The sequence below is a fragment of the Rubripirellula lacrimiformis genome, assembly GCF_007741535.1.
GTDB classification, from domain to species: Bacteria; Planctomycetota; Planctomycetia; order Pirellulales; family Pirellulaceae; genus Rubripirellula; species Rubripirellula lacrimiformis.
Genome location: NZ_CP036525.1, coordinates 6,725,791 through 6,745,766 on the forward strand (window position 1 = coordinate 6,725,791; position 19,976 = coordinate 6,745,766).

Below are 19,976 nucleotides of genomic sequence, written 5' to 3' on the forward strand. Positions count from 1 at the left end.
AAATTGGAAACAAGATTTTGGAAAGCCAGCGATGGGACCAAACGAATCGGTTGGCGTCCTAAACGATTCGCCCACAGTCATGATAGACGTTGAATCCATCCGGCTTTGCGAACCCGACCAACGTCATGTCATGCCGCTGTGCCAATTCGATTGCCAAACTGGATGGGGCACCGACGGCGATCACCACTGGGATGCCAACGACAAGTGCTTTTTGAACCAGTTCAAAACTGATCCGCCCGCTTAGCACCAGCACAGAATCGGCGACCACCGAGATATCGTCCAACCATTGCCCGCCAATCAATTTGTCGAGCGCGTTGTGTCGACCAACGTCTTCCTCCACAGCCAGCAGACGACCGGTGCGGTCGAACAATCCGCTGGCGTGCAGACCGCCGGTCCGGTCGAACAACGATTGCGAATCTCGCAGACGCTGCGGAAGTTGACCAATCAGGTCGGCCGGAATGGTCGGGACGCCGTCGTGCAGCGGTGTTTGGATTTGCACGCTGACAGCTTCGATCGACGCTTTGCCACAAACGCCACAACTGCTGGTCGTATAGAAATGTCGCTGCAGCCGATCCAGGTCAATCTGCAACCCAGGCCTTAACTTCACTCGGACAACCGAGCCGCTGCGGCAAACCCGGGTGGCAACCACGTCATCGCGGTCGCGAATGATCCCCTCGGTGACCAGGAAACCCACCGCCAACTTGGAATCATCGCCGGGAGTTCGCATGGTGATCGAAATCGAATGATCGACCAGCTTGCCATCGACGCTGATGATGATGCGAATTTCCAACGGTTGTTCGATGGCGACGTCGTCCGGCTTGGCCGTGATCGTCGTACCGCGAAATCGCCGAACCGTGAATTCGCGGATGCCGGGCGATGCTTCCGGTTTCGTATTGGTAGTCATCAGATCCTGGTTCTGGTTAGCCATTTTCGCAGAGATAGCCGTTCCACTCTGACGAAACTGACTGCCAGTTTCAATATCACGTGTCCTCTTCGCCATGGTGCACCGCTTTGAATCCCACCGCTCGCCCGCTGGTTCTGGGGTGCGTAAAGACGGTGTTTTATCCCCGCATGCAACGGAAACCCGCAATCACGCAGATTAGCAGGATCATGCACCGAACCGCCCAGACCGCTCTGCAAGCGTGGGTGTTTCAGCAAATTACCGAATCGGCGTGACGCTGACGCGGTGAAATCGGTACCGACAGTCGTAGGCGCCGAGGAACAGCTTGGTTTTGTCGGGCGTCGCCCAATAGTCGCCCAGCGACAATCGACTCGATTCGCCTGTCCAATCGATGACCCGTTGGCCGTCCACATCGATCTGCACATGCCGATCACGCACCGTGACCACAATCTGTGACAACCGCCCCTGCCGGAAAAGTTGACCACCCAAAGTCGTTTCATTGCCAACATTTTGGCCGTCAACATTCTCCAGTGCACTTTGCGCTGCCTCACCCGCACCGTAGCCCAAAAGTGCGGCAAACCGGTGGTCACCCATTTTCTGACCCAGCAACAGTCCGGTGGGTGGATCCAGCGGCTCGACGATCACGCACAATCGATAGTGGCGAGGCGGGCTAGCGGGAAGCTGGATCCTAGCACCGTAGGCTTTCGGACTGATCAAGCGGCCCTCGGCCATCGTCCATTTCCCATTCTGCCAGGCGGAATCGAGATCCATGGTCGACAGCAAATCGGTTTCGTCACTCAGCTTCGACACCGATGGCACAACACCATCCCCGGTCGCATCGGTGCGATCTCTGGACGGGTTCAGATCCATCGACAACTGGGTGGGTTGCGGCGGAACATCGGGATCCGATCGCACTTGGAAATACCCCCACAGCTCTGCCTGTTCACCGGAATCCAGTTCGGCATCGATGCGATAGCTGACCGGGGTGGCACGGTCGAAGCTCCCCAGGTCGGCTGTTGCGGGTGCCGATACCGATTCACTCTGTGGGATTTCGATCCAGGCGGCATCGATCGCGGTTTGAACTCGGACGCGCAGCGATTTCACCTTGGCGTGCTGTGGCCAAGTCAATTTCAACTGGACCGACTGTCCCGGAACGGGCACCATCGGTTCGGGGATGGCGGTGAATTTCGTAAACAGTTCTAGCTGTGGATTGGAAGGTGGTTCCTGCGGCTGCCACTGCAACCGAGACTTCTGTTCCTTGTCCAACCACGACTCGTTGATCCATCCGCGGTACTGTCCCATGCTCATCACCGACCCATTGCCGGGCTCGGGATGTGGCAACCCCACAGTATGCCCGCATCCTTCGTGGTACACGACACAGTCGCTGCCACGACAGGGAACCCGCCACCCATCGCCGCTTACCAATCCCCAACCGATTCCACGATCGGCAAGGTAAACCGCGCGGGATCCACCGGCGGCTGCCCCTGGGAAATGCTGGCCACCATTGAGGTTCCCATCAAATACGAATTGTCCGCTGGCATCCGGTTTGAGCCGAAAGAAATCGTCCAGTGGTTGCCAATTGATATCGCTAAGCACCAACAGAATCCGAAAGCGGTCGCTTTCTTTCTGAGCGAACTGCAAGCGGCGGTCGACTTGGCCCAAGGTGCGAAAGAAGATCGCATTGGCATCACCTTGACGCAGCTTTGCGGTCGCATCTTCGGAAACAAACGGCTGGGAAAGGACCTCCGTTTTCAGCGTCGACTGGACACCGAATTCTCGCTGATGAAACCATTCGATCCGGCGACAGAAATAGTCCACTCGCTGGCGCCAATCGGGAAGCGGCGTGCGATCCTGAGGAACAAAGTACACCACCGTGACGTCCACATTGGCCGTTTTGTGCTGGCCGTCCCAGGTGGTGGTCTGTGCGATCGCCAATGGCGAAAGCAACCAAAACGCGACCAAATAGAGATTGGAAATCACATACTTCACGGCACACACCCATCTGCGGATCTAGAAATACAATCGGCGCGATGGGGTCCATCGCGGTCCGATCTCAGATTCTAGTCAGCGATGTTCCAAGACGTCGACCGACGGCTTCGTACCTTATTGCTTGCTGATCGTCGAAATGTCCAGCATGGGAAGCATGATCGACATCACGATCCCAGCGACGACGACCCCCATGACCAAGATCACGACCGGTTCCAAAGCAACGACCAAACGCTTGATTTTCCGTTCGGCTTCTTCTTCGTAGAACATTCCGATGTCTTCCAGGACTTCGGCGACTCGCCCCGTCCGCTCGGCCGTCGCCATCATTTGGCCGGCTTCCGGCGGCACGAAGTCACATTCCGATAGCGCGGTACTGGCCGGCAAACCGTCGATCAGGTTGCGTTCGACCTGCCGCAACAGAGCCTGCCAATAGGGGTCCATCGTGGTCTGCTGAGACAACTGGACCGACTGCAACATCGGCACACCACCGTGCACCATCCCGGCAATCGTCCGCAAAGTGCGTCCGGCCTGCAGCGGGCGATAGGCATCACGAATCAGGGGACCGTACATCAGAAACCGTCCTAGCGGTCGCACCACGATGGGATGCGTCCGCAACATCCACATCGTCACCAGCGTGCCGATGACCGATGGGATGATCAGCAACCACCATTGACGACAAAAGACGCCGAACGACAACAACACTTCGGTGTAGATCGGGACCGGTTTCCCCATCGATTCGAAAACTTTGCTGAACTGCGGTAAGACCCCCAGGATCAACGCCGCCAAAACCACGACCGACGCGAACACCAAGATAGCGGGATAGACAAGCGATCCGACAATCGTCCCCCGCATCTGCAATTCACCACGCATCCGGGCGCATACTCTGCCCAGGGTTCGGGGAACTTCGCCGGAACGTTCCGCTGCGGCCAACATCGGCGGCAGCGTCGTTGGAAAACAATGACCATGAATGGCCATCGCTTCCGAAAATGCGTGCCCCGAATTGACGCTCTCGTGAATATCCTGCAAAGCCTTGGCAAGCTTGACGTCGGTACAGTTCTTTGCGACGGCATCGATCGCGTCTGCGATTTCGATCCCGTTCTGGCTCATCACGGCCAACTGATTGACGACCAGCAGCACACGACCGGCGGGCACCTTCGCACCACGGCGTTTCGCCAAGACAGGCGTATGGGCATCCGAATCGCGATCGATGGTTTCGATCGACGTGGCGGATGATGGCTGGTTCGATCGTCCGCCGGACGTACCCTTGGCACCGCCGGACTGGCCGACGGGGCTGGGGCTTGTCGGTTTCTGCCGACCGGCGTTTTGGTTAACCGCCGGCTGTCCACTCGTCCCCTGCCGCTGGTTTCCCGATGGCGGTGGAGTGAATTGAAACGGGGCGAAGGCGGAAGACATCGAAAGCCTAGCAGCAATGCGTTGGGAATGATTAGCGGTGTTGTAAGGTCGTGTTGGTCAAGCGAAGGCGAGACATCAATCCACCAGAGCGACACGAGTGACTTCATCCAACGAAGTCACTGAATCGACCGCCAAACGCAACCCTTCGCTCAACAGCGTCGGGCCTCGGTGGGCGGCTCGGATATCGTCCAAATTCGCATCGTCGTTGATCATCGTTCGCAGCGAAGAATTGCATTCCAACATTTCATAGATCCCGGTCCGGCCTCGGTACCCAGATTCAAAACACTGGGAACAACCGCGACTTTGGGCAAAGGGATGTCGCGTGTCACCTTGGAACTGCAGATCCGACAAGATCCGAGCCGACGGATAATAGGTTTCGCGACAGGACGGGCAAAGATTGCGAACCAATCGCTGTGCGATCACACCGACCAATGCAGCGGAGATTTTGAATCGCTCGATCCCCATATCGACCAACCGGGTGATGGCCGATGCGCTATCGTTGGTGTGCAAAGTACTCAGCACCAAGTGACCTGTCAGTGCAGCCTGGATCGCGGTCTCGGCCGTTTCGCGGTCACGAATTTCACCGACCATGATCACGTCAGGGTCCTGTCGCAAAATACTGCGCAGCGCCTTGGCAAAAGACATCCCGGTATCGGACTGAACCTGTACTTGGTTGATCAATTCCAACTGATATTCGACAGGGTTTTCCACCGTGATGATATTCCGCTGGACCCCTTTGATCATTTCGATTGCCGAATACAGCGTGGTGGTTTTCCCGCTGCCCGTCGGACCGGTCACCAAGACCAAACCGTGCGGACGGCGAAGCATCCGGTTGGCAATTGCCAACGATTCGTCGGCCATCCCCAATCGGTTCAAATCGAACGTCACACTTTGGCGATCCAGTACCCGCATCACGACTTTCTCGCCCAGCACCGTTGGCAGCGTCGAAACACGAAGATCGACCTCGCGTCGATTCATACGGACATGCAAACGTCCGTCCTGGGGCTGGCGATGCTCGGCGATGTCAAGCTTTGCCATCACCTTGATCCGAGAGACGATCGCAGAGTGCAGATCTTTGCGTGGCTTCATCACTTCGCGCAGGGCACCATCGATCCGAAAACGCACCGACGTGCACTTGGCACCCGGTTCGATGTGAATATCGCTGGCGCCCTGGCCGATCGCCTGCACGATCGCATAGTTGACCAGGTTGATGACGGGGCTGCCCTCGGCCAACTGAATCGACCCCGACAGGTCCAGGTCGATGGTTTCCGCATCAAAGTCAAGTTGTTCGACATCCAGGTCGGCTGTCACCGAGTCAACGGCAAAGTCATCCTCGTAACAACGAGGTAACAATCGGTCGATGCTGGCGGCTAATGTAAAAACGGGCCGGATTCGACATCCACTGATTCGGGCTAGCGAATCGATCGCCGACAAATCATGCGGGTCCGCCATGGCGACGGTCAGTTCGTCGCGGACTCGCATCAGCGGCAGTGCACGCAGACGTTCGGCTTCGTCACGAGGCACTAGACCGACCGCCAACGGGTCGATCAAACCTTCGCGCAGCCGCACACCTTCCACACCCAACTGTTCGCCAAGGTGCGGAATCAAGTCGCCTTCGTCGACCAACCCTAGTTCGGTAATGACTTCGCCAAGACGTTTGAAACGACCGCGTTTGGATCGCTGGGTCCCGTCGGCTTCAGCCTGCAGTCGCATGCGTTCGGTTTCGACCTTTTGGTGTTCCAAGGCCGATTCCAATTGATCGGGCCGCAGTAGACCGGCTTCGATCAACCGTTCCCCTAACAAGGCTCCCTGTTTGCGAATGCGCAGGTGGGAACGGGACGCGGGAAGCGCGATCGCGGCGGCGAAGTCATCCGCGGTTTCGATGGCTGGCTGGCAAAGCATCAGGCAAAGCTCCCAAGAGCAGCGGTTAAATCAGAGAATCGCTGGACCGTCGAACCCACACTGGTGATCCGCAGAATGTCGTTGCTAAGTTCGTTCGCCGAACACAATCGAACGCAACCGCCACGCCGGCAACAGTCTTCGTCAAGCGAAAGAATCCATTCCAATCCGGCACCATCGATCAACGGCGTTTCCGACAGGTCAATGATGACATCGGGAACACCACCGACCAGCAACGGACGCACCATTTCATTCAAACTGGCGATCGATTCAGCGCGGACCGGGTCCGTCGGGCGAATTGCGATGACCGCGCCATGTCTTTCGATTCGAGCCATCGTTTCCACCTCCTGCACTGGGTGACTGATTTGAATTGCGTGAAGTTCGCGACGACGTGTCGCTATCCAAGGTTAGCATGCGTTTCGCGAACCCGACCGGGTTCTTCGAGAGAGCACGTGGGGCAGCCTCGGCCCAGGACGATTCCGTGCAGAACCGCGATCAAAGATGCCGCTGAACACGATCCAACTAGATCGTGATGGCGGACCGATTCATGACGGGCAAACGCAGCGTGAACACACAGCCTTCGCCAACGGAGCTGCGAAGTTCAAGATCGCCGCCGTGCAGTCGCGCGATTTCACGTGCAAATGCCAATCCCAATCCGTTGCCTTGCTCGACCGCTTCGCGTGTACCGACACATCGATAGAACTTCTCGAACACTTTCTCTTGTTCGTCTTCGGGAATTCCAGGTCCGTTGTCCTCGACATCAATTCGAATCCAACGATCATCGGCAGCCAGTCGCAGCACCACTTCGCCACCTTCGGGGGTGTACTTCACAGCGTTGCCGACCAGGTTGACCAAGGCCGCTTGCAGTTTGTCGCGATCGGCAAGGCAGATCGGTGACTTGGCAAGGATTCGGGTCGAGATCGCGATGGACTTCTTGACCGCATGGGCTTCGACTTGTTCGGCTGCCAAATGGATCAGCGGCAACAATTCCAACTCATGACGATTGGCAACCATCGAACCGGCTTCCATCTGGCTGACCGTCAACAATTGATCAACCAGTCGGCCCAATCGGTTGGCTTCGCTGTTGATGATATTGCAAAAATCTTTTTGTTGGTCGACTTCCATTTCCTCAGCGGCCACCAGCATCTCGGCATAGGCCTGCAGATTGCTAAGGGGTGTTCGCAGTTCGTGCGTCGCTGTCATCAGGAACTGGTCCCGCGCTTCGGTCGCCAGCGACTGCTGGGTGACGTCCGCCAGCACCCAGGCCAGCCCATCGACGTCACCGCTTCGTCCGGTCAAACGCGATCGCGTGATCCGCAACTGGATAGGTTCGGCAGCCCGTTTTAGCACACGACGACAATGCACCATTCGAATCGGACCAAGCAACCGTTCGATATCGACTTGGTCGGCGGCCGCATCTTCGGCACTCTGATCACTGGACGTTTCCGGCTCGGATGGGTCATCGGTTCCCGAGGGCCCGCCGCGCAAGGCTAACAAGCCCAGCAAATCGACGTCAGTATGATCTTTGCTTTCGTCAAGCTGCAGCAGCCCGCATGCAACGGGCCCCACAAATCGGATCAGACCGTTGATGTCGGTAACCACCCACGCGGTCGGCAATCCACGCATGGCGCGGGCCAACGTTATCGCTTCGCGGTCAAGCGTCGCAGGTGGACGCGACGATCGATCATCGACCGCAGCCGCATTGGATTTCAAGGAATCAAGCAATCCGTTCCAACCGTCGGCGATCGGGTCGCTGCCGATCACGGGACGGACCAAACGCACATCCGTCGACCCCACATCGTTTTGACAGCGGCGCAGTTCCGTTTCGATCGTCCGCAAAGTCCGAATCGATCCCATGGCGACCAAGCCGCCAACGCAGCACGCTGCCAGCGCGGTGATCCACAGCATCGAATGGACCGATGTCTGAACCGGAAAGACGCTTGCCGCAAACGTGCAGACCAGCACGCAAATCGAAACAGCCAAAGATGCCAAACCGACTCGCGTCGTCGACAACGGATAAGATCCGGCGCGGCGTTTTTTGGATGACACCGCTTGTTCGCCACCGATACTCGTTTCCCCCGATCGCCCCGCGATCATCTGAATCGCATCAGGCATTCGTGTGAACTCCGGAGTTGCCGTGCACCGATGCGATGCCCAGCGGGATGTGGGACGATTCTTTCACGTCCTGGCGAATGGCTTCCACCGCAGAGGTGATCAGATCGCTGAGACGTCGTGGACTGAACGGTTTGTGCATGACTTCGACCAAGTCGAATTTCTTTTTCAGCCCCTGGGTATCCAGTTCCAAACCCTTGGCTGTGCATAAGACGGTCGGGATTTTGCCGATCGATTTGTCATCGACAATTCGCTGCAACAGTTCCAGTCCGCTGCAAATGGGCATCTGGTGATCGGTGATCAGGAAATCGATGCCTCCCTTTTTCAGTCGATCAAACGCCGCAGCGCCATCACAGACGGCCTCGACAGCCAGTCCGGTGCGCGCGATCGTAAAGGTCAAAACTCGTCGAAAGACGGGATCGTCTTCAGCAATCAGTACGGTCGTTGCAGAGACGTTCATAATCTTTAACGTTGGAAGGCGTTGGAAACAGAAATCGTCATCAAGAGATAGAGAAGCAAGCAGTCGTCAAAGCGTTGGTTGGTCTACCAGTCGGAACCCAACGTGGCGTCGGCGACGTTCAGACGCAGCGATCCGTTGTGTGCCTTGTAGGCCCAACCGGCATCGACACCGACGTCCACCGCAGCATCGACGTCCGTCGTTGTCGCATCGTAGTGAACCCCTGGTTTGTTTCGAGCGGTGCCGACCATGGGTACCGGGAACGAACCGTTTAGCATTTCGCTCATGGCAACCGTCAAGTCAGTTGGATACGCTGCATTTCGAGCGCGATACATTTCGATCGCATTGCGCATCACAGCCAGCTGTTGGCGAGTGGTGTTTTCTTCGGCGGTCGAAGCGGTATCAAACATTCGAGGCGCGGCAACGGCAGCAATGATTCCCAGAATCAGAACTACGATCACCAGCTCAATAAGCGAAAAGCCTTTGCGGGATTTACGATTCATAACGGATCTATCAGTCTTGTTGGTTAGTGCTACACACCGCCGCCGGCGGATACCCAGCGGCATCACGAACAACGATGAGGAGGACGAAGGAATGCCCCTGACGAAGCCTTGCAGTTGCTTGGCTCAGCCTTCTCTACGGAACCCTACGATGCGACTTCTTGCGCACGGCTGCCTAAACGGCTTTTTCCGATACTTTTCCCCACACCATTGGGGGCCCCCTGTCGTGAGATTCAACACAACCGGAACTTCCGTTGAGGTTTGCAGCGAGTTGTCGACGTAGTTCGCAACTGACGGCGTCACTTTCGATGGCAGTCAGACCAATCGATGTTGCTCGGACGCATCAAGCGATGCCCTACCGAATCGGTCATGTGGCGTGGTTGCGACACGCCGCTGCAAAGGCGATAGCCGGTTCACGAAATTCAAAGCGTGGCCCAGACCGGCCAGTCGGCGGCAAACATCGACGGTCGATCATTCGATTCGCCGGCCGCCAACCTCACGATATGCCCTGGATCGCGGCAATCCATCGCCGACTGGCCGCGGACCGCCGCGACATCGTGGCTGATTCGCACAGCAATCCTCGCGATGGCAAACCGAGGAACCAGCAACTTCCCCGGCCGCCACTGGCCTGACCTTTGCGTAGTTCGACAGGCTGGGTGTCGTCGCCAACGGCACCTGGAATGTCGCCATGCCAGCCAGCCTGAGACCGAGGAATCTGATGCCAAACGAACAACACCCCCATCGGGACAGCAATCCATCCACCGCCCCGACGTCTTCAGCCCGCGCAAGCGGATCGTCATCACAGCCTGGCAAACGTTCCGAACATCGCCCCGTTCTGATCGTTATCTTTACCGTCGCCATCATCTGGTTCGCCGATCGCGCGTCGGCCGACCATCCGATTGCCGGTTGCAACGAATGCGACGCGTCGACTTTGGCCACCACGGTCGCAGGTCCGCAGGCGCCACACGTTCCAATCCAATTGGACGGTGAAACCTATTTTGTGCCCGCAGCCAGATTGCCCCACACCCTGCCGATCCCCAACGACGTTTACCGTCCGCAGTACGCAGAATTGTCTGGGGACTTGGCCAACTTCGATGCCGACGCGGGTCCCGACGGTTGGCGAGTTCGCGTTGTGCTGCGAAACCGATTCGATGAAGTCGTGGTTGCCGAAGCACGAGCCCAGTTTGAACTGGTCACTCGCGAGACGACATTGAAATGGACAGTGCCACTTCAATTTGATGCCACCGGCGTTGCCAGTGCTCGCCTGCCAACCAAGAACAGTGAAGAGAATCGTTTGGGATGGCATGCCCCCCAACGGGTCCGAAGATCCGCCTTGACGACGCGATCGGCATTGCAAGGTTTCGTCACCCCAGCGACGGCTGTTTTCGCATCACCGGCGGCGGTCAGTTTTGTTTCCCCCGCATCGCGATGGTCTGGCTATGGCCGATTCGATTCATTCACCAACAGCCGCGACCGGACGATCCCGGTCGATGCGTTGGCCAGCCGATTGGCAGGCCCCAACCTGGCTCGACTCAGCGTTCGCGTGTCTGTTCCTACCGTCGGAGTGCTGTCTGCGGAAACGTTTGTTCGTGCCCGACCGTCGTTCTTAGTTGACACTTGGGACACCGATCGATAGTCTTGGGTGAACGACGAGCAAACGATTGCCCGGGCCCAAAAGGTTCGGGCCGTTTTTTTGTAGGGTCGCTATTCGAAGACTTTTTTACACCGATTTTCAGCAGCTTCGGCCATGAATCCACAAGACATCCTCCGCTACGTCGACTCGCTCCATCGCGAGAAAAACATTGACAAAGAGTTGGTGTTTTTGGCGATCGAATCGGCACTGCAAACGGCTGCGAAGCGTCAGTACGGCGAAGAAGCGGACATCATTGTTCAGCTGGATCGCGAGAACGGAAAAATCAACGCGACCTTGGAAGGCGAGACGCTGGGCGATGACCAAATCGGTCGAATCGGTGCCCAGACCGCTAAACAAGTCATCATCCAAAAGGTCAAAGAAGCCGAACGCGACTCGTTGATGATCGAGTATCGCGAGCAGATCGGTGAAATTGTCAGCGGCATTATCGGCCGCGCCGACGGCGGCGTCGCGACGGTCAATCTGGGCAACGTCGAAGCCATCCTGCCACGCAGCGAACAGATCCCTGGCGAAACCCTGCATGCCGGCGAACGCGTCCGAGCCGTCGTGTTCGAAGTCCGGGCAACCGGCAACCGCGTCCGCGTGGTGCTTAGCCGAACCCGCCCCCAACTCGTCCAACGTTTGTTCGAACAGGAAATCCCCGAGCTGGGCGAAGAGATCATCGCGATCCGATCCATCAGCCGCGAACCTGGATATCGAAGCAAGGTTGCCGTCAGCAGCGTCGACACCCAAGTCGACCCCATCGCCGTTTGCGTTGGTTACCGCGGCAGCCGAATCAAGGCCGTTCGCGAAGAACTTGCGGGCGAACACATCGACGTGGTGCGGTACAGCGACGATCCGGAAATCCTGATTCCCAACGCCCTGCAACCCGCCGAAGTCGAACAGGTGTTGCTGTGCGACATGATCGGCCGCGCGATCGTGCTGGTCCAAGAAGACCAACTTTCGCTCGCCATCGGCCGCCGTGGCCAGAACGTCCGCCTGGGCAGCAAGCTTTGCGGGTGGGATATCGAAATCATGACCGGCGGCGAACTGGAAGAACAGATCGAACGCGCCGTTGCCGGATTCAGCCAAATCGACGGTGTCACCGAAGAAATCGCACAAGCATTGGTCGAACAAGGATACCTATCCTATGACGACTTGTCGGTGATCGAACCGGACCAGTTCATGGAAATGAGCGGGCTGACTGCCGAACAGGTTGACCATATCGTCGAAGTCGCCGAACAAATGGGGCAGGAAGCCGAACAGGCTGCTGCGGACGAACGACGCAACCGACGCGAACGAGAACAACTGCAGAAAGAAGCCGAGGCTGCCGGAATCGCGGAACCGAAAACACCTGCACCGGAAACACCTGCACCGGAAGCAGCGGCGACTGAAGAAGCGGCTCCGGAAGCCGAAGCGGCGGAAGCGGCAGCTGACCCTGAGGCCGAATCTGCAACCGATGCGGTCGCCGAAGCGGCTGAATCAGATCCCGTAGCGGAATCGGCCGAAGCAGCCACCCCCTCCACCGAGGGCACAGATTCCTCGGAAACCGAACCTCCAACCGCCGACAACCAAGACGCATCAGCAGCCGATTCATCGGACGCTGAAACCGAGTCCGCGTCGTCCGAAAAGAGCTAACGTTCTGCTCAGGCAACCCTCTGGCGATCCCGTCCGAGCGGAAAAGTTGCTACGTTCCGACACAAAGTTGGTTTCTAGACCTCTTCGTGGACGCACTTTTTCGCTATTGTACTGAGACGTTGAACCCGGCGCGGTTCCGGAGTGTCGTTGTAGGATTCCCGCTGAGGCTGGTTTTCAAGGCAGATTTGCCTGTAGACTAGTCACTGGCGATGGAGGAATAGGTTTATGTGACCCACCCAAATTTTCTGAACCCGGCCCCGCGCAGCCCGGCCCGACCCGATACCACGTGATGGTATGGGGAAGCACGGTCGAGCACCCCCCGCACTCACGCAACAAAACACAACGCAAGCGTGGCGGGTTCCCAATCGAATCGACAGGATTTTCACCCCGTGCCCGCACGCATTTACGCGCTCGCAAAAGAACTGAACCTCGACAGCAAAGAGCTGGTTGACATCGTTAAGAAGGTTGGGATTACCGGAAAGGGTTCCGCCTTGGCCAGTTTGACCGACGACGAAACAACCCGAGTCCGAGAACACCTCGCAGGTGCCGCTGCCAAGCCGGCTGCGCCGAGAGCTTCTGCTGCACCGGCACCCATGGGCGCCGTCCGCGACTCTGTTGTCCCAGCGGAACGCAAGCCGGTTGCGATCAACGTCGGACGATCGCGATCGCGGCCCACCAGCGCTAAAAGCGACTCGGGGCCCAAGAGCGATCCTGCTCCTGCACCGACCAAGCCAGCGGTCGAAGAAACGCCCCAGGTTCAGCCTGAACCGGTTGCCAAAGCGCCGGAAGCACCAGCCGCCAAGGCTGACGCTGAACCACCGGTCGCCGAAACTCCGACCGTGGCGAAAACCGAATCCAAACCTGCGCCGCTTGCCAAGCCTGCGGCACCCCAGCGGCCGGCTCAGCCCATGTCTGCCGAACGTACCGCAGCGGCCATGGCCAAGAAGCCCGATTCGCCGACCCCACAGCGGCCTGCACCTACCGCGCCGAAAGCTCCTGAAGCACCGGCTGGTAAGAAACCAGGTTTCGCTAGCCGGATCGCAAGTCGCATGGCGGCTCGCAAGGGAACATCGTCACCCACCGAAGCGGTAGCACCGATTCGGCGCGACCCGACCGTCGGATCCAATAAGGTCCGCTCGTTGGACCGGCCTGCTGCCAGTGGCGATAAAAAGCCCAACGACGCGGCCAAAGCCAAGCGACGCGAACCACGCATCAACGTCAAGATGGCCTCGCTGCCCGAAGTCAGCGAACAGGCCGTGCCGAAAGCCGCCAGCGGCGAACCCAAGGCACAAAAGCCGGACGTCAAACTTAGCCCGGACGCGATCGCTGGTCACCGCCAAGGGATGCGTGCCCCGCTAGAACAACTGGCCAAAGAAGACGACGAAAAGAAGCGAGCAGCCAAACGCGGCAGCGGACTCGCTGGCTTCACCGGCGAAAAGAAACGCGGCACGGTCAAAGAAGAAGAAGAGAAGCCTCGCAAGAAGGGATTGGCCGGAATGGCCAGCCCGCGAGCCGAACGGGGACGTGGCAAATCACGCGGCCGCGTTTCGATGGACGGTTCTTTTGACCGCTCGCGACAATACCGATCCAACCGTGGGTCACGCCGCAAAAACATCAACACCGCGGCACCACGTAAAGATGCCGTCGTGCTGGAACTGCCATGCACCATCCGATCGTTCTCCGAAGCAGCCGGCGTTTCCGTCGGTAAAGTCCTCGGCACAATGATGCAGATGGGATTGCAAGGTGGTGTGAACATCAACTCGCAGTTGGATCTGGAGTCGGCCGAAGCGGTCGCCGCCGAGATGGAACTGACGATCGAGCTGAAGGCGACCGAAACGCTTGAAGATTCGCTGATCTCCGAACTCGAAGATCGCGAAGACGGTGCCGAAACTCTGGTCCCACGTGCCCCGATCGTGACCTTCCTCGGTCACGTCGATCACGGCAAAACAAGTTTGTTGGATTACCTGATCGGCATCAACGTCGTCAAAGGCGAAGCCGGCGGGATCACCCAACACATTCGTGCCTACGAAATCGACAAAGACGGTCGAAAGATCACCTTCGTCGATACACCTGGTCACGAAGCATTTACCGAAATGCGTGCTCGTGGTGCAAACGTCACCGACATCGCCGTTTTGGTGGTCGCTGCCGACGACGGCATCATGCCGCAAACTGCCGAAGCGATCAGCCATGCCAAGGCGGCCGGAGTGCCGATCGTCGTTGCACTGAACAAGATTGACTTGGAAGGCGTCGACGAGAACCGCATCCTGACTCAATTGACCGAACATCAATTGACGCCTAGCGAATGGGGCGGTGACGTCGAAGTTGTCCGAACCAGTGCCACCAAGGGCACCGGGATGGACGAACTGCTGGAAACCCTGCTGACGGTTGCCGAGCTGAATGAATACTCGGCCAACCCCAATCGCGAAGCGATGGGCGTCTGTATCGAATCGGAACAACAAGGCGACCGCGGTGTGGTTGCCAAGTTGGTTGTCCAAAACGGCACACTGCGTGTCGGCGACGTGCTGGTTTGCGGATCGGCCCACGGACGCGTCCGAGCGATGAACAGCACATTGAACAACGAACCGATGACCGAAGCGGGCCCCAGCACGCCAGTCAGCGTGATGGGCTTCGACGAAGCACCGGGTGCCGGCGAACGGTTCCACGTTCTTGATGACATCACCAAGGCTCGTGAAATCGCCCAAACGCGGGCACACGCCAGCAGCCAAGAATCGCTCTCTGGCATCAGCACGAAGGTTTCGTTCGAAAACTTCCAAGAGATGCTTCAGGACGGAACCATCGGTGTTCAAGCCGACAAGGTTCGCTTGAACATGATCATCCGTGCCGATGTGAAGGGTTCGCTCGAAGCGATCGAAAAAGAACTGACCAAGCTGGACCACCCCGAGGTCGAGATCCGAGTGCTGCAGAAGAGCGTCGGTGGCGTTTCGCTAGCCGACGTTACTCTGGCTTCGGCTTCCGATGCTGTGATCGCCGCCTTCAACGTCGTCCCCGACGAACAAGCACGTGCGATGGCAGACGAACGCGGTGTCGAAATTCGGCGTTACAGCGTGATCTATAAGTTGACCGACGAGATTCGGGAAATGATCGAAGGTCGCCTGAAACCGGAAGAACGTGTCGTCGAACTCGGACGTGCGGTCGTCAAACAGGTCTTCAGCATCAGCCGTGTCGGCACGATCGCCGGTTGCTATGTGGTCCAAGGTTTGATCCAACGCGGTTGCCGTATTCGCGTCACCCGTGACGGTCGAGTCATCGGCGACTATCCACTCGATTCGCTGAAACGGATCAAGGACGACGCCAAGGAAGTTCCTCGCGGCATGGAGTGCGGTATTCGTTTGCAAGGTTTCAACGACATCAAACAAGACGATGTTCTGGAAGCTTATCGAATCGAAGAAGTTGCCCGAACATTGGATTGATCCAGTTGTCGGCTTGAATCGAGTGCCGAAGCGGCACGAAAGCCGAATCCACCCGCATCGGGTTGATTCGGCCATTTCGTCACCAACGGCACTTCGATCACCCCTGCGGTGTCTGCGTGGATGCCCGATGATGGATCGATCGGCGTTTCCGCGAGCCCCAAAATCACTGGCGTGACCCTGCTTGGATCGTTGGTGAATTGTTTGTCCAGATAGCAGTTTCCTGATAACCCCGAGTCAACCCTTCTGTGTCCAGTCGCCGTTTGTTGAAAGCCGCCGAGGCGATTCGTGAGGTCGTTGCGTCATCCATCTTGACCGAGATGCGAGACCCACGTGTCCGTGACGTTACCGTGGTCGGTGTGAAAGTCACTCCGGACATGCGGGAAGCCGTTGTGATGGTCAGCATCATGGGCGACGAAGCGGCCCAGCAGCTGAGTTTGCGCGGACTGCAGAATGCAGCCGGATTTTTGCAGAGTAAGATCGCCAATCGGATCGATACTCGATACACGCCACGTTTGCAGTTCAAAGTCGACAAGGGCGTCCAACAGTCGATGGCCGTCGTCGAGATCTTGGAAAAGATCAAACGCGAACGCGATGGGATCGAGGAAGACGAATCGGCGCCGGAGACGGACACCGAAATGGATGTCGAATCCAACGACGATGACGCCTCGTCCAACGAAGACGAATCCTGAACATTGGCCAAGCACGGACGTTGCGGCAAATCGATACGAAACTTGATGGACCGAACCAACGAACCTTTCCTGGTCCTACCAGAAGAGCTGCCCCCGCGGCGCGCTGACCTAGCCGCACCGCGCAACGCAGCCGCTTCACTAACAGCCACCCTCACTCAACGACCTGCACCAAGATGTCTGCAAGCAACCGTGCCAGCCTGATCGGCAAATTGCAAACCGCCCTCAAAAAGCATTACACAGCGTTGCCGGCTCAGCCGACGCGACCGCTGTTGGAACACTTGCTGTACGCATCACTGCTGCAAGATGCCCCCGCCGACCTGGCCGACGAAGGCATGGCGAAGTGCGAACAAGAGTTCTTTGATTGGAATGAAGTCCGCGTCACCTCGGTGACCGAACTGACACAGGTGCTTTCGCGTTTGCCCGACGCCCCCAAGGCTGCCGGTCGGCTGAAAAGCAACCTGCAATCGATCTTCGAAGAGTTCTATACCTTCGACCTGGATCACCTGAAAAAAGAAAACCTGGGCAAAGCCGTTGGCAAATTCGAAAAGATGCCAGGCATGACCCCGTTCGTGCTGAACTACACCGTCCAACATGGTTTGGCCGGGCATGCGATCCCCATCGATTATTCGGCAATGGTGATCATGCTGGCGACCGAAATCGCATCCCAACCCGAAGCGATGTCCGGCAAAGTGCCCGGTCTGGAACGCGCCATTCCCAAAAGCAAGGGCATCGAATTCGCTGGACTGCTGCACCAGTGTGCGGTGGCTCTGAACAAGAACCTGAAAGATAAGACTGCCCGCACCGTGCTGGAATCGGTGTCCAAGGGATCCGGCGATCGGCTGGACGAATGGATGGCAAGCAAGAAGGCGGCAAAGAAACGGGTTGTCAAACGAAAGACCCAAGAAAAGGCCGAAGCCGTCGAAGCCGCGAAGGTCGCCGAACAAGAAGCACTGACGTCGCCGAAAAAAAAGCCCGCCAAGAAAGCGGCTGCTAAGAAACCCGTCGCGCCGCCAACCCCTGCCCCGGCGGAACCCGAAGACGCACAAAAATCGGCTTCGTCGAAAAAGTCGGTAGCCCCCAAGGCGGCAAAAGAATCGGCCAAACCGGCAAAAAAACCGGTTAGCAAAAAGTCGACGCCCGCCAAGGCCGAGGCCCCCAAGGACGCGGCAAAAAAAGAAACCAAGAAACCTTCGACCAAAAAGTCGGCCAGCAAGGCGGAACCCGCCAAGGGCAAGACCTCGTCGAAGAAATCTGACAATCGCAAGCTGACCAAAAGCAAACCTCGATAACCCGGTTGGGCCCGACGTTGCAAATCCGAACAAGATTCGCACACGATCCGGCGCGGAACCCCATCGACGTCTGCGGCAACGTCAGCCATCCATCATCGATCGATATCTTCATCAGTCACCCCCGTTACCCGTTTAGCGGCAAGCGTCATGGCAGGACATTCAAAGTGGGCCAACATCCAACACCGAAAAGGTCGTGTGGATGCTGCTCGAGGTAAGTTGTGGAGCAAACTAAGCAAGGCCATCATCGTTGCAGCCAAGAGCGGCGGCGGTGACCCGGATGCCAATTTGCGACTTCGCAAGGCGATCGACGACGCCAAAGCGGTCAGCATGCCCAAAGACAATATCGAACGGGCCATCAAACGCGGTACCGGCGAATTGGCTGGCAACGAAGTCGAAGAACTGACCTACGAAGGCTACGGCCCCGGCGGTGTCGCCGTGATGTGCGAAGTCATGACCGACAACCGCAATCGCACCGGCCCCGAACTGAAAACGATCTTCTCCAAACTCGGTGGCGACCTAGGAAAGACCGGATGCGTGGCCTACCTGTTTGAACGCAAAGGCCTGTTCGTGCTGCCCGCCGAAGCCGGCGAAGAAAAGGTCACTGAGATTGCCTTGGAAAACGGCGGCGAAGATGTCGAGCCGATCGACGACGGCAAGTTTCAAGTCACCTGCCCGCCTGAAAACTATCAAGGCTTGGCCGACGCTTTCGAGGCCGCTGAACTGACTCCCGAAATCAGCGAAATCACTCGACTGCCACAGACGAACATCGACCTGGACGCTGCCGATGGCCGCAAGGTTCTGCGGTTGCTGGAACAGCTTGACGATCACGATGACATCCAGAATGTCAGCACGAATCTGAACATCACTGACGAAATGATGGCCGACGAGGAGTGATCCAAAAGACGGTGTCCCCGTCCGTGATCTCTACCACGCTGAAATTGAACGTCATTCTCTTCAGCGACGCTGCAGGGGTCTATTTCCCACCAACGGTCGCCATCAGATCGTTGACCGCGTAGGGCTTGGCCGCCGCAAAGGACTCCCCGGCGGCAACCCCGGCCGAAGCCCCCGTCACCGTAGCGGCCGCACGGACCCGGTCAAAGATCGCCGGTTTGTGATCGAACTGGCTGGCATAGCAACGGATCGATTCGATCTTTCGTTCGATCGTGTCACTGACGTCAACGACAACGTGATGCGACAACCCTGGGATCAGGTCCGATTCGACCGCCAACCGAAAGTACATGTGCCGCGAAACGCTGTGCACCGGCAGCTGATCAAAATAGTCATCCCATTTGGTCAACCGACTATAGAAGATCGCGCCATCGGTAATCTGCATCGCTTGCCAGTGATCGGGGGATGCCATCGGCGTCTTGTCGCCAAACCCGATCACCATCGTTGGACGCCAACGACGAAATTCGCGTGCTAGTGCAACCCGTTGGTCAAAACCGTCAAACAGACGGCGATTGGTCAATTGCAATTGAATCCGCTGGTGAACTCCCAAGGCGGCCGCCGCGGACTCTGCTTCTTGCAGCCGTGCCTGTGGCCCTGGACTATTGGGTGTGGGCTCTCCGTCGGTCAGATCGATGATGCCAACCCGGTAACCCTGATCGACCAATTTGGCCAATGTGCCGCCGCAAGCAATTTCGACATCGTCGGGATGAGCCCCGACCGCGATCACGTCCAGCGGCTCGGGCAAACTGATGGTTGAATTCATGGATCCGTGCGGGCTACGGGAATCGGGAAAGGAGAAACCAAGGTTCAGTGACGCCACCAAGCGACGCCACCAAGCGACGCCACCGAGTGCCGTCAACCAGCACCGTTTCATCACAACCCGTACGACCGTTACTAGTTAACCGGACGGGGCATTGGTTCGGCCAAAGCGGTCAATACGAGCCAAGAAGGACGTCCTGGGGACCAACGTCGGACTAGTCTTGTGTGTGTCAGGGAGACGCAAACGACAGCTTGAACAACACCCAGATATAAAGCGTCCCCCCGTGCGAGGCGTGGTCGGTCCTTCGGGATCGGCCTCGCCTT

The 19,976-nt window shown here is 57.8% G+C and carries 16 protein-coding genes; 7 read left to right on the plus strand and 9 right to left on the minus strand.

All coding sequences use genetic code 11. The features are described from left to right. Positions 1–58: 58 nt before the first annotated feature. From fdhD to K227x_RS23605, 8 genes are all read right to left on the minus strand, one after another. Complete coding sequence (fdhD, locus tag K227x_RS23570; RefSeq protein ID WP_145173662.1) at positions 59–904, minus strand: formate dehydrogenase accessory sulfurtransferase FdhD; 846 nt, start codon at positions 902–904, stop codon at positions 59–61. A 255-nt stretch (positions 905–1,159) separates the two neighbouring features. Next, a complete protein-coding gene (locus tag K227x_RS23575; RefSeq protein ID WP_145173665.1) occupies positions 1,160–2,890 on the minus strand; it encodes a hypothetical protein in 1,731 nt (576 codons plus the stop codon). 114 nt (positions 2,891–3,004) lie between these two features. After that, entirely contained in the window at positions 3,005–4,300 is a 1,296-nt protein-coding gene (locus K227x_RS23580; RefSeq protein WP_145173668.1) for a type II secretion system F family protein, read from the minus strand. A gap of 75 nt (positions 4,301–4,375) precedes the next feature. After that, on the minus strand, positions 4,376–6,202 hold the full coding sequence (locus K227x_RS23585) for a GspE/PulE family protein (RefSeq protein WP_145173671.1): 1,827 nt from the start codon (positions 6,200–6,202) through the stop codon (positions 4,376–4,378). Next, positions 6,202–6,534, minus strand: a complete 333-nt coding sequence (locus K227x_RS23590; RefSeq protein WP_145173675.1) for an STAS domain-containing protein — start codon at positions 6,532–6,534, stop codon at positions 6,202–6,204. The genes K227x_RS23585 and K227x_RS23590 overlap by 1 nt, the downstream gene beginning before the upstream one ends. A gap of 187 nt (positions 6,535–6,721) precedes the next feature. Next, positions 6,722–8,314 (minus strand): sensor histidine kinase, encoded by a 1,593-nt coding sequence (locus K227x_RS23595; RefSeq protein WP_145173678.1) that lies wholly within the window; start codon positions 8,312–8,314, stop codon positions 6,722–6,724. Beyond that, on the minus strand, positions 8,307–8,771 hold the full coding sequence (locus K227x_RS23600; protein ID WP_145173682.1) for a response regulator: 465 nt from the start codon (positions 8,769–8,771) through the stop codon (positions 8,307–8,309). Before K227x_RS23600 ends, K227x_RS23595 begins: the two co-directional genes overlap by 8 nt. 83 nt (positions 8,772–8,854) lie before the next feature. Beyond that, positions 8,855–9,271: a type II secretion system protein gene (locus tag K227x_RS23605; protein ID WP_218933485.1), complete on the minus strand. Its 417-nt coding sequence runs from the start codon at positions 9,269–9,271 to the stop codon at positions 8,855–8,857. A 305-nt stretch (positions 9,272–9,576) separates the two neighbouring features. Here K227x_RS23605 and K227x_RS23610 point away from each other — a divergent pair, with 305 nt between their 5' ends. The 7 genes from K227x_RS23610 (at position 9,577) to K227x_RS23640 (ending at position 18,839) form a co-directional block, all read left to right on the plus strand. Beyond that, positions 9,577–9,900 carry a hypothetical protein gene (locus tag K227x_RS23610; RefSeq protein ID WP_145173687.1) on the plus strand — a complete coding sequence of 108 codons (324 nt, stop codon included), beginning with the start codon at positions 9,577–9,579 and terminating at the stop codon, positions 9,898–9,900. A gap of 86 nt (positions 9,901–9,986) precedes the next feature. Next, positions 9,987–10,904 (plus strand): hypothetical protein, encoded by a 918-nt coding sequence (locus K227x_RS23615; RefSeq protein ID WP_145173690.1) that lies wholly within the window; start codon positions 9,987–9,989, stop codon positions 10,902–10,904. 111 nt (positions 10,905–11,015) lie between these two features. Continuing rightward, positions 11,016–12,536, plus strand: a complete 1,521-nt coding sequence (nusA, locus tag K227x_RS23620) for a transcription termination factor NusA (RefSeq protein ID WP_145173694.1) — start codon at positions 11,016–11,018, stop codon at positions 12,534–12,536. Positions 12,537–12,925: 389 nt separating this feature from the next. Then, positions 12,926–15,967 carry a translation initiation factor IF-2 gene (gene infB / locus K227x_RS23625; protein WP_145173696.1) on the plus strand — a complete coding sequence of 1,014 codons (3,042 nt, stop codon included), beginning with the start codon at positions 12,926–12,928 and terminating at the stop codon, positions 15,965–15,967. Positions 15,968–16,212: 245 nt separating this feature from the next. After that, positions 16,213–16,656 (plus strand): 30S ribosome-binding factor RbfA, encoded by a 444-nt coding sequence (gene rbfA, locus K227x_RS23630; RefSeq protein ID WP_145173699.1) that lies wholly within the window; start codon positions 16,213–16,215, stop codon positions 16,654–16,656. 173 nt (positions 16,657–16,829) lie between these two features. After that, on the plus strand, positions 16,830–17,945 hold the full coding sequence (locus tag K227x_RS23635) for a hypothetical protein (protein ID WP_145173702.1): 1,116 nt from the start codon (positions 16,830–16,832) through the stop codon (positions 17,943–17,945). A gap of 147 nt (positions 17,946–18,092) precedes the next feature. Beyond that, positions 18,093–18,839, plus strand: coding sequence for a YebC/PmpR family DNA-binding transcriptional regulator (locus K227x_RS23640; protein ID WP_145173706.1), 747 nt, complete (start codon positions 18,093–18,095; stop codon positions 18,837–18,839). A gap of 79 nt (positions 18,840–18,918) precedes the next feature. Here the strand turns inward: K227x_RS23640 and K227x_RS23645 are convergent, their stop codons facing one another. Then, complete coding sequence (locus K227x_RS23645; RefSeq protein WP_246146143.1) at positions 18,919–19,767, minus strand: PIG-L family deacetylase; 849 nt, start codon at positions 19,765–19,767, stop codon at positions 18,919–18,921. Positions 19,768–19,976: the final 209 nt, after the last annotated feature.

Bases quoted from the DNA above. Each gene is read 5' to 3' on its own strand.
- fdhD (WP_145173662.1), bottom strand. From the start codon at position 904: ATGACTACCAATACGAAACCGGAAGCATCGCCCGGCATCCGCGAATTC.
- K227x_RS23580 (WP_145173668.1), bottom strand. From the start codon at position 4,300: ATGTCTTCCGCCTTCGCCCCGTTTCAATTCACTCCACCGCCATCGGGA.
- K227x_RS23585 (WP_145173671.1), bottom strand. From the start codon at position 6,202: ATGCTTTGCCAGCCAGCCATCGAAACCGCGGATGACTTCGCCGCCGCG.
- K227x_RS23590 (WP_145173675.1), bottom strand. From the start codon at position 6,534: ATGGCTCGAATCGAAAGACATGGCGCGGTCATCGCAATTCGCCCGACG.
- K227x_RS23595 (WP_145173678.1), bottom strand. From the start codon at position 8,314: ATGCCTGATGCGATTCAGATGATCGCGGGGCGATCGGGGGAAACGAGT.
- K227x_RS23600 (WP_145173682.1), bottom strand. From the start codon at position 8,771: ATGAACGTCTCTGCAACGACCGTACTGATTGCTGAAGACGATCCCGTC.
- K227x_RS23605 (WP_218933485.1), bottom strand. From the start codon at position 9,271: ATGAATCGTAAATCCCGCAAAGGCTTTTCGCTTATTGAGCTGGTGATC.
- K227x_RS23610 (WP_145173687.1), top strand. From the start codon at position 9,577: ATGGCAGTCAGACCAATCGATGTTGCTCGGACGCATCAAGCGATGCCC.
- K227x_RS23615 (WP_145173690.1), top strand. From the start codon at position 9,987: ATGCCAAACGAACAACACCCCCATCGGGACAGCAATCCATCCACCGCC.
- nusA (WP_145173694.1), top strand. From the start codon at position 11,016: ATGAATCCACAAGACATCCTCCGCTACGTCGACTCGCTCCATCGCGAG.
- K227x_RS23635 (WP_145173702.1), top strand. From the start codon at position 16,830: ATGTCTGCAAGCAACCGTGCCAGCCTGATCGGCAAATTGCAAACCGCC.
- K227x_RS23640 (WP_145173706.1), top strand. From the start codon at position 18,093: ATGGCAGGACATTCAAAGTGGGCCAACATCCAACACCGAAAAGGTCGT.
- K227x_RS23645 (WP_246146143.1), bottom strand. From the start codon at position 19,767: ATGAAACGGTGCTGGTTGACGGCACTCGGTGGCGTCGCTTGGTGGCGT.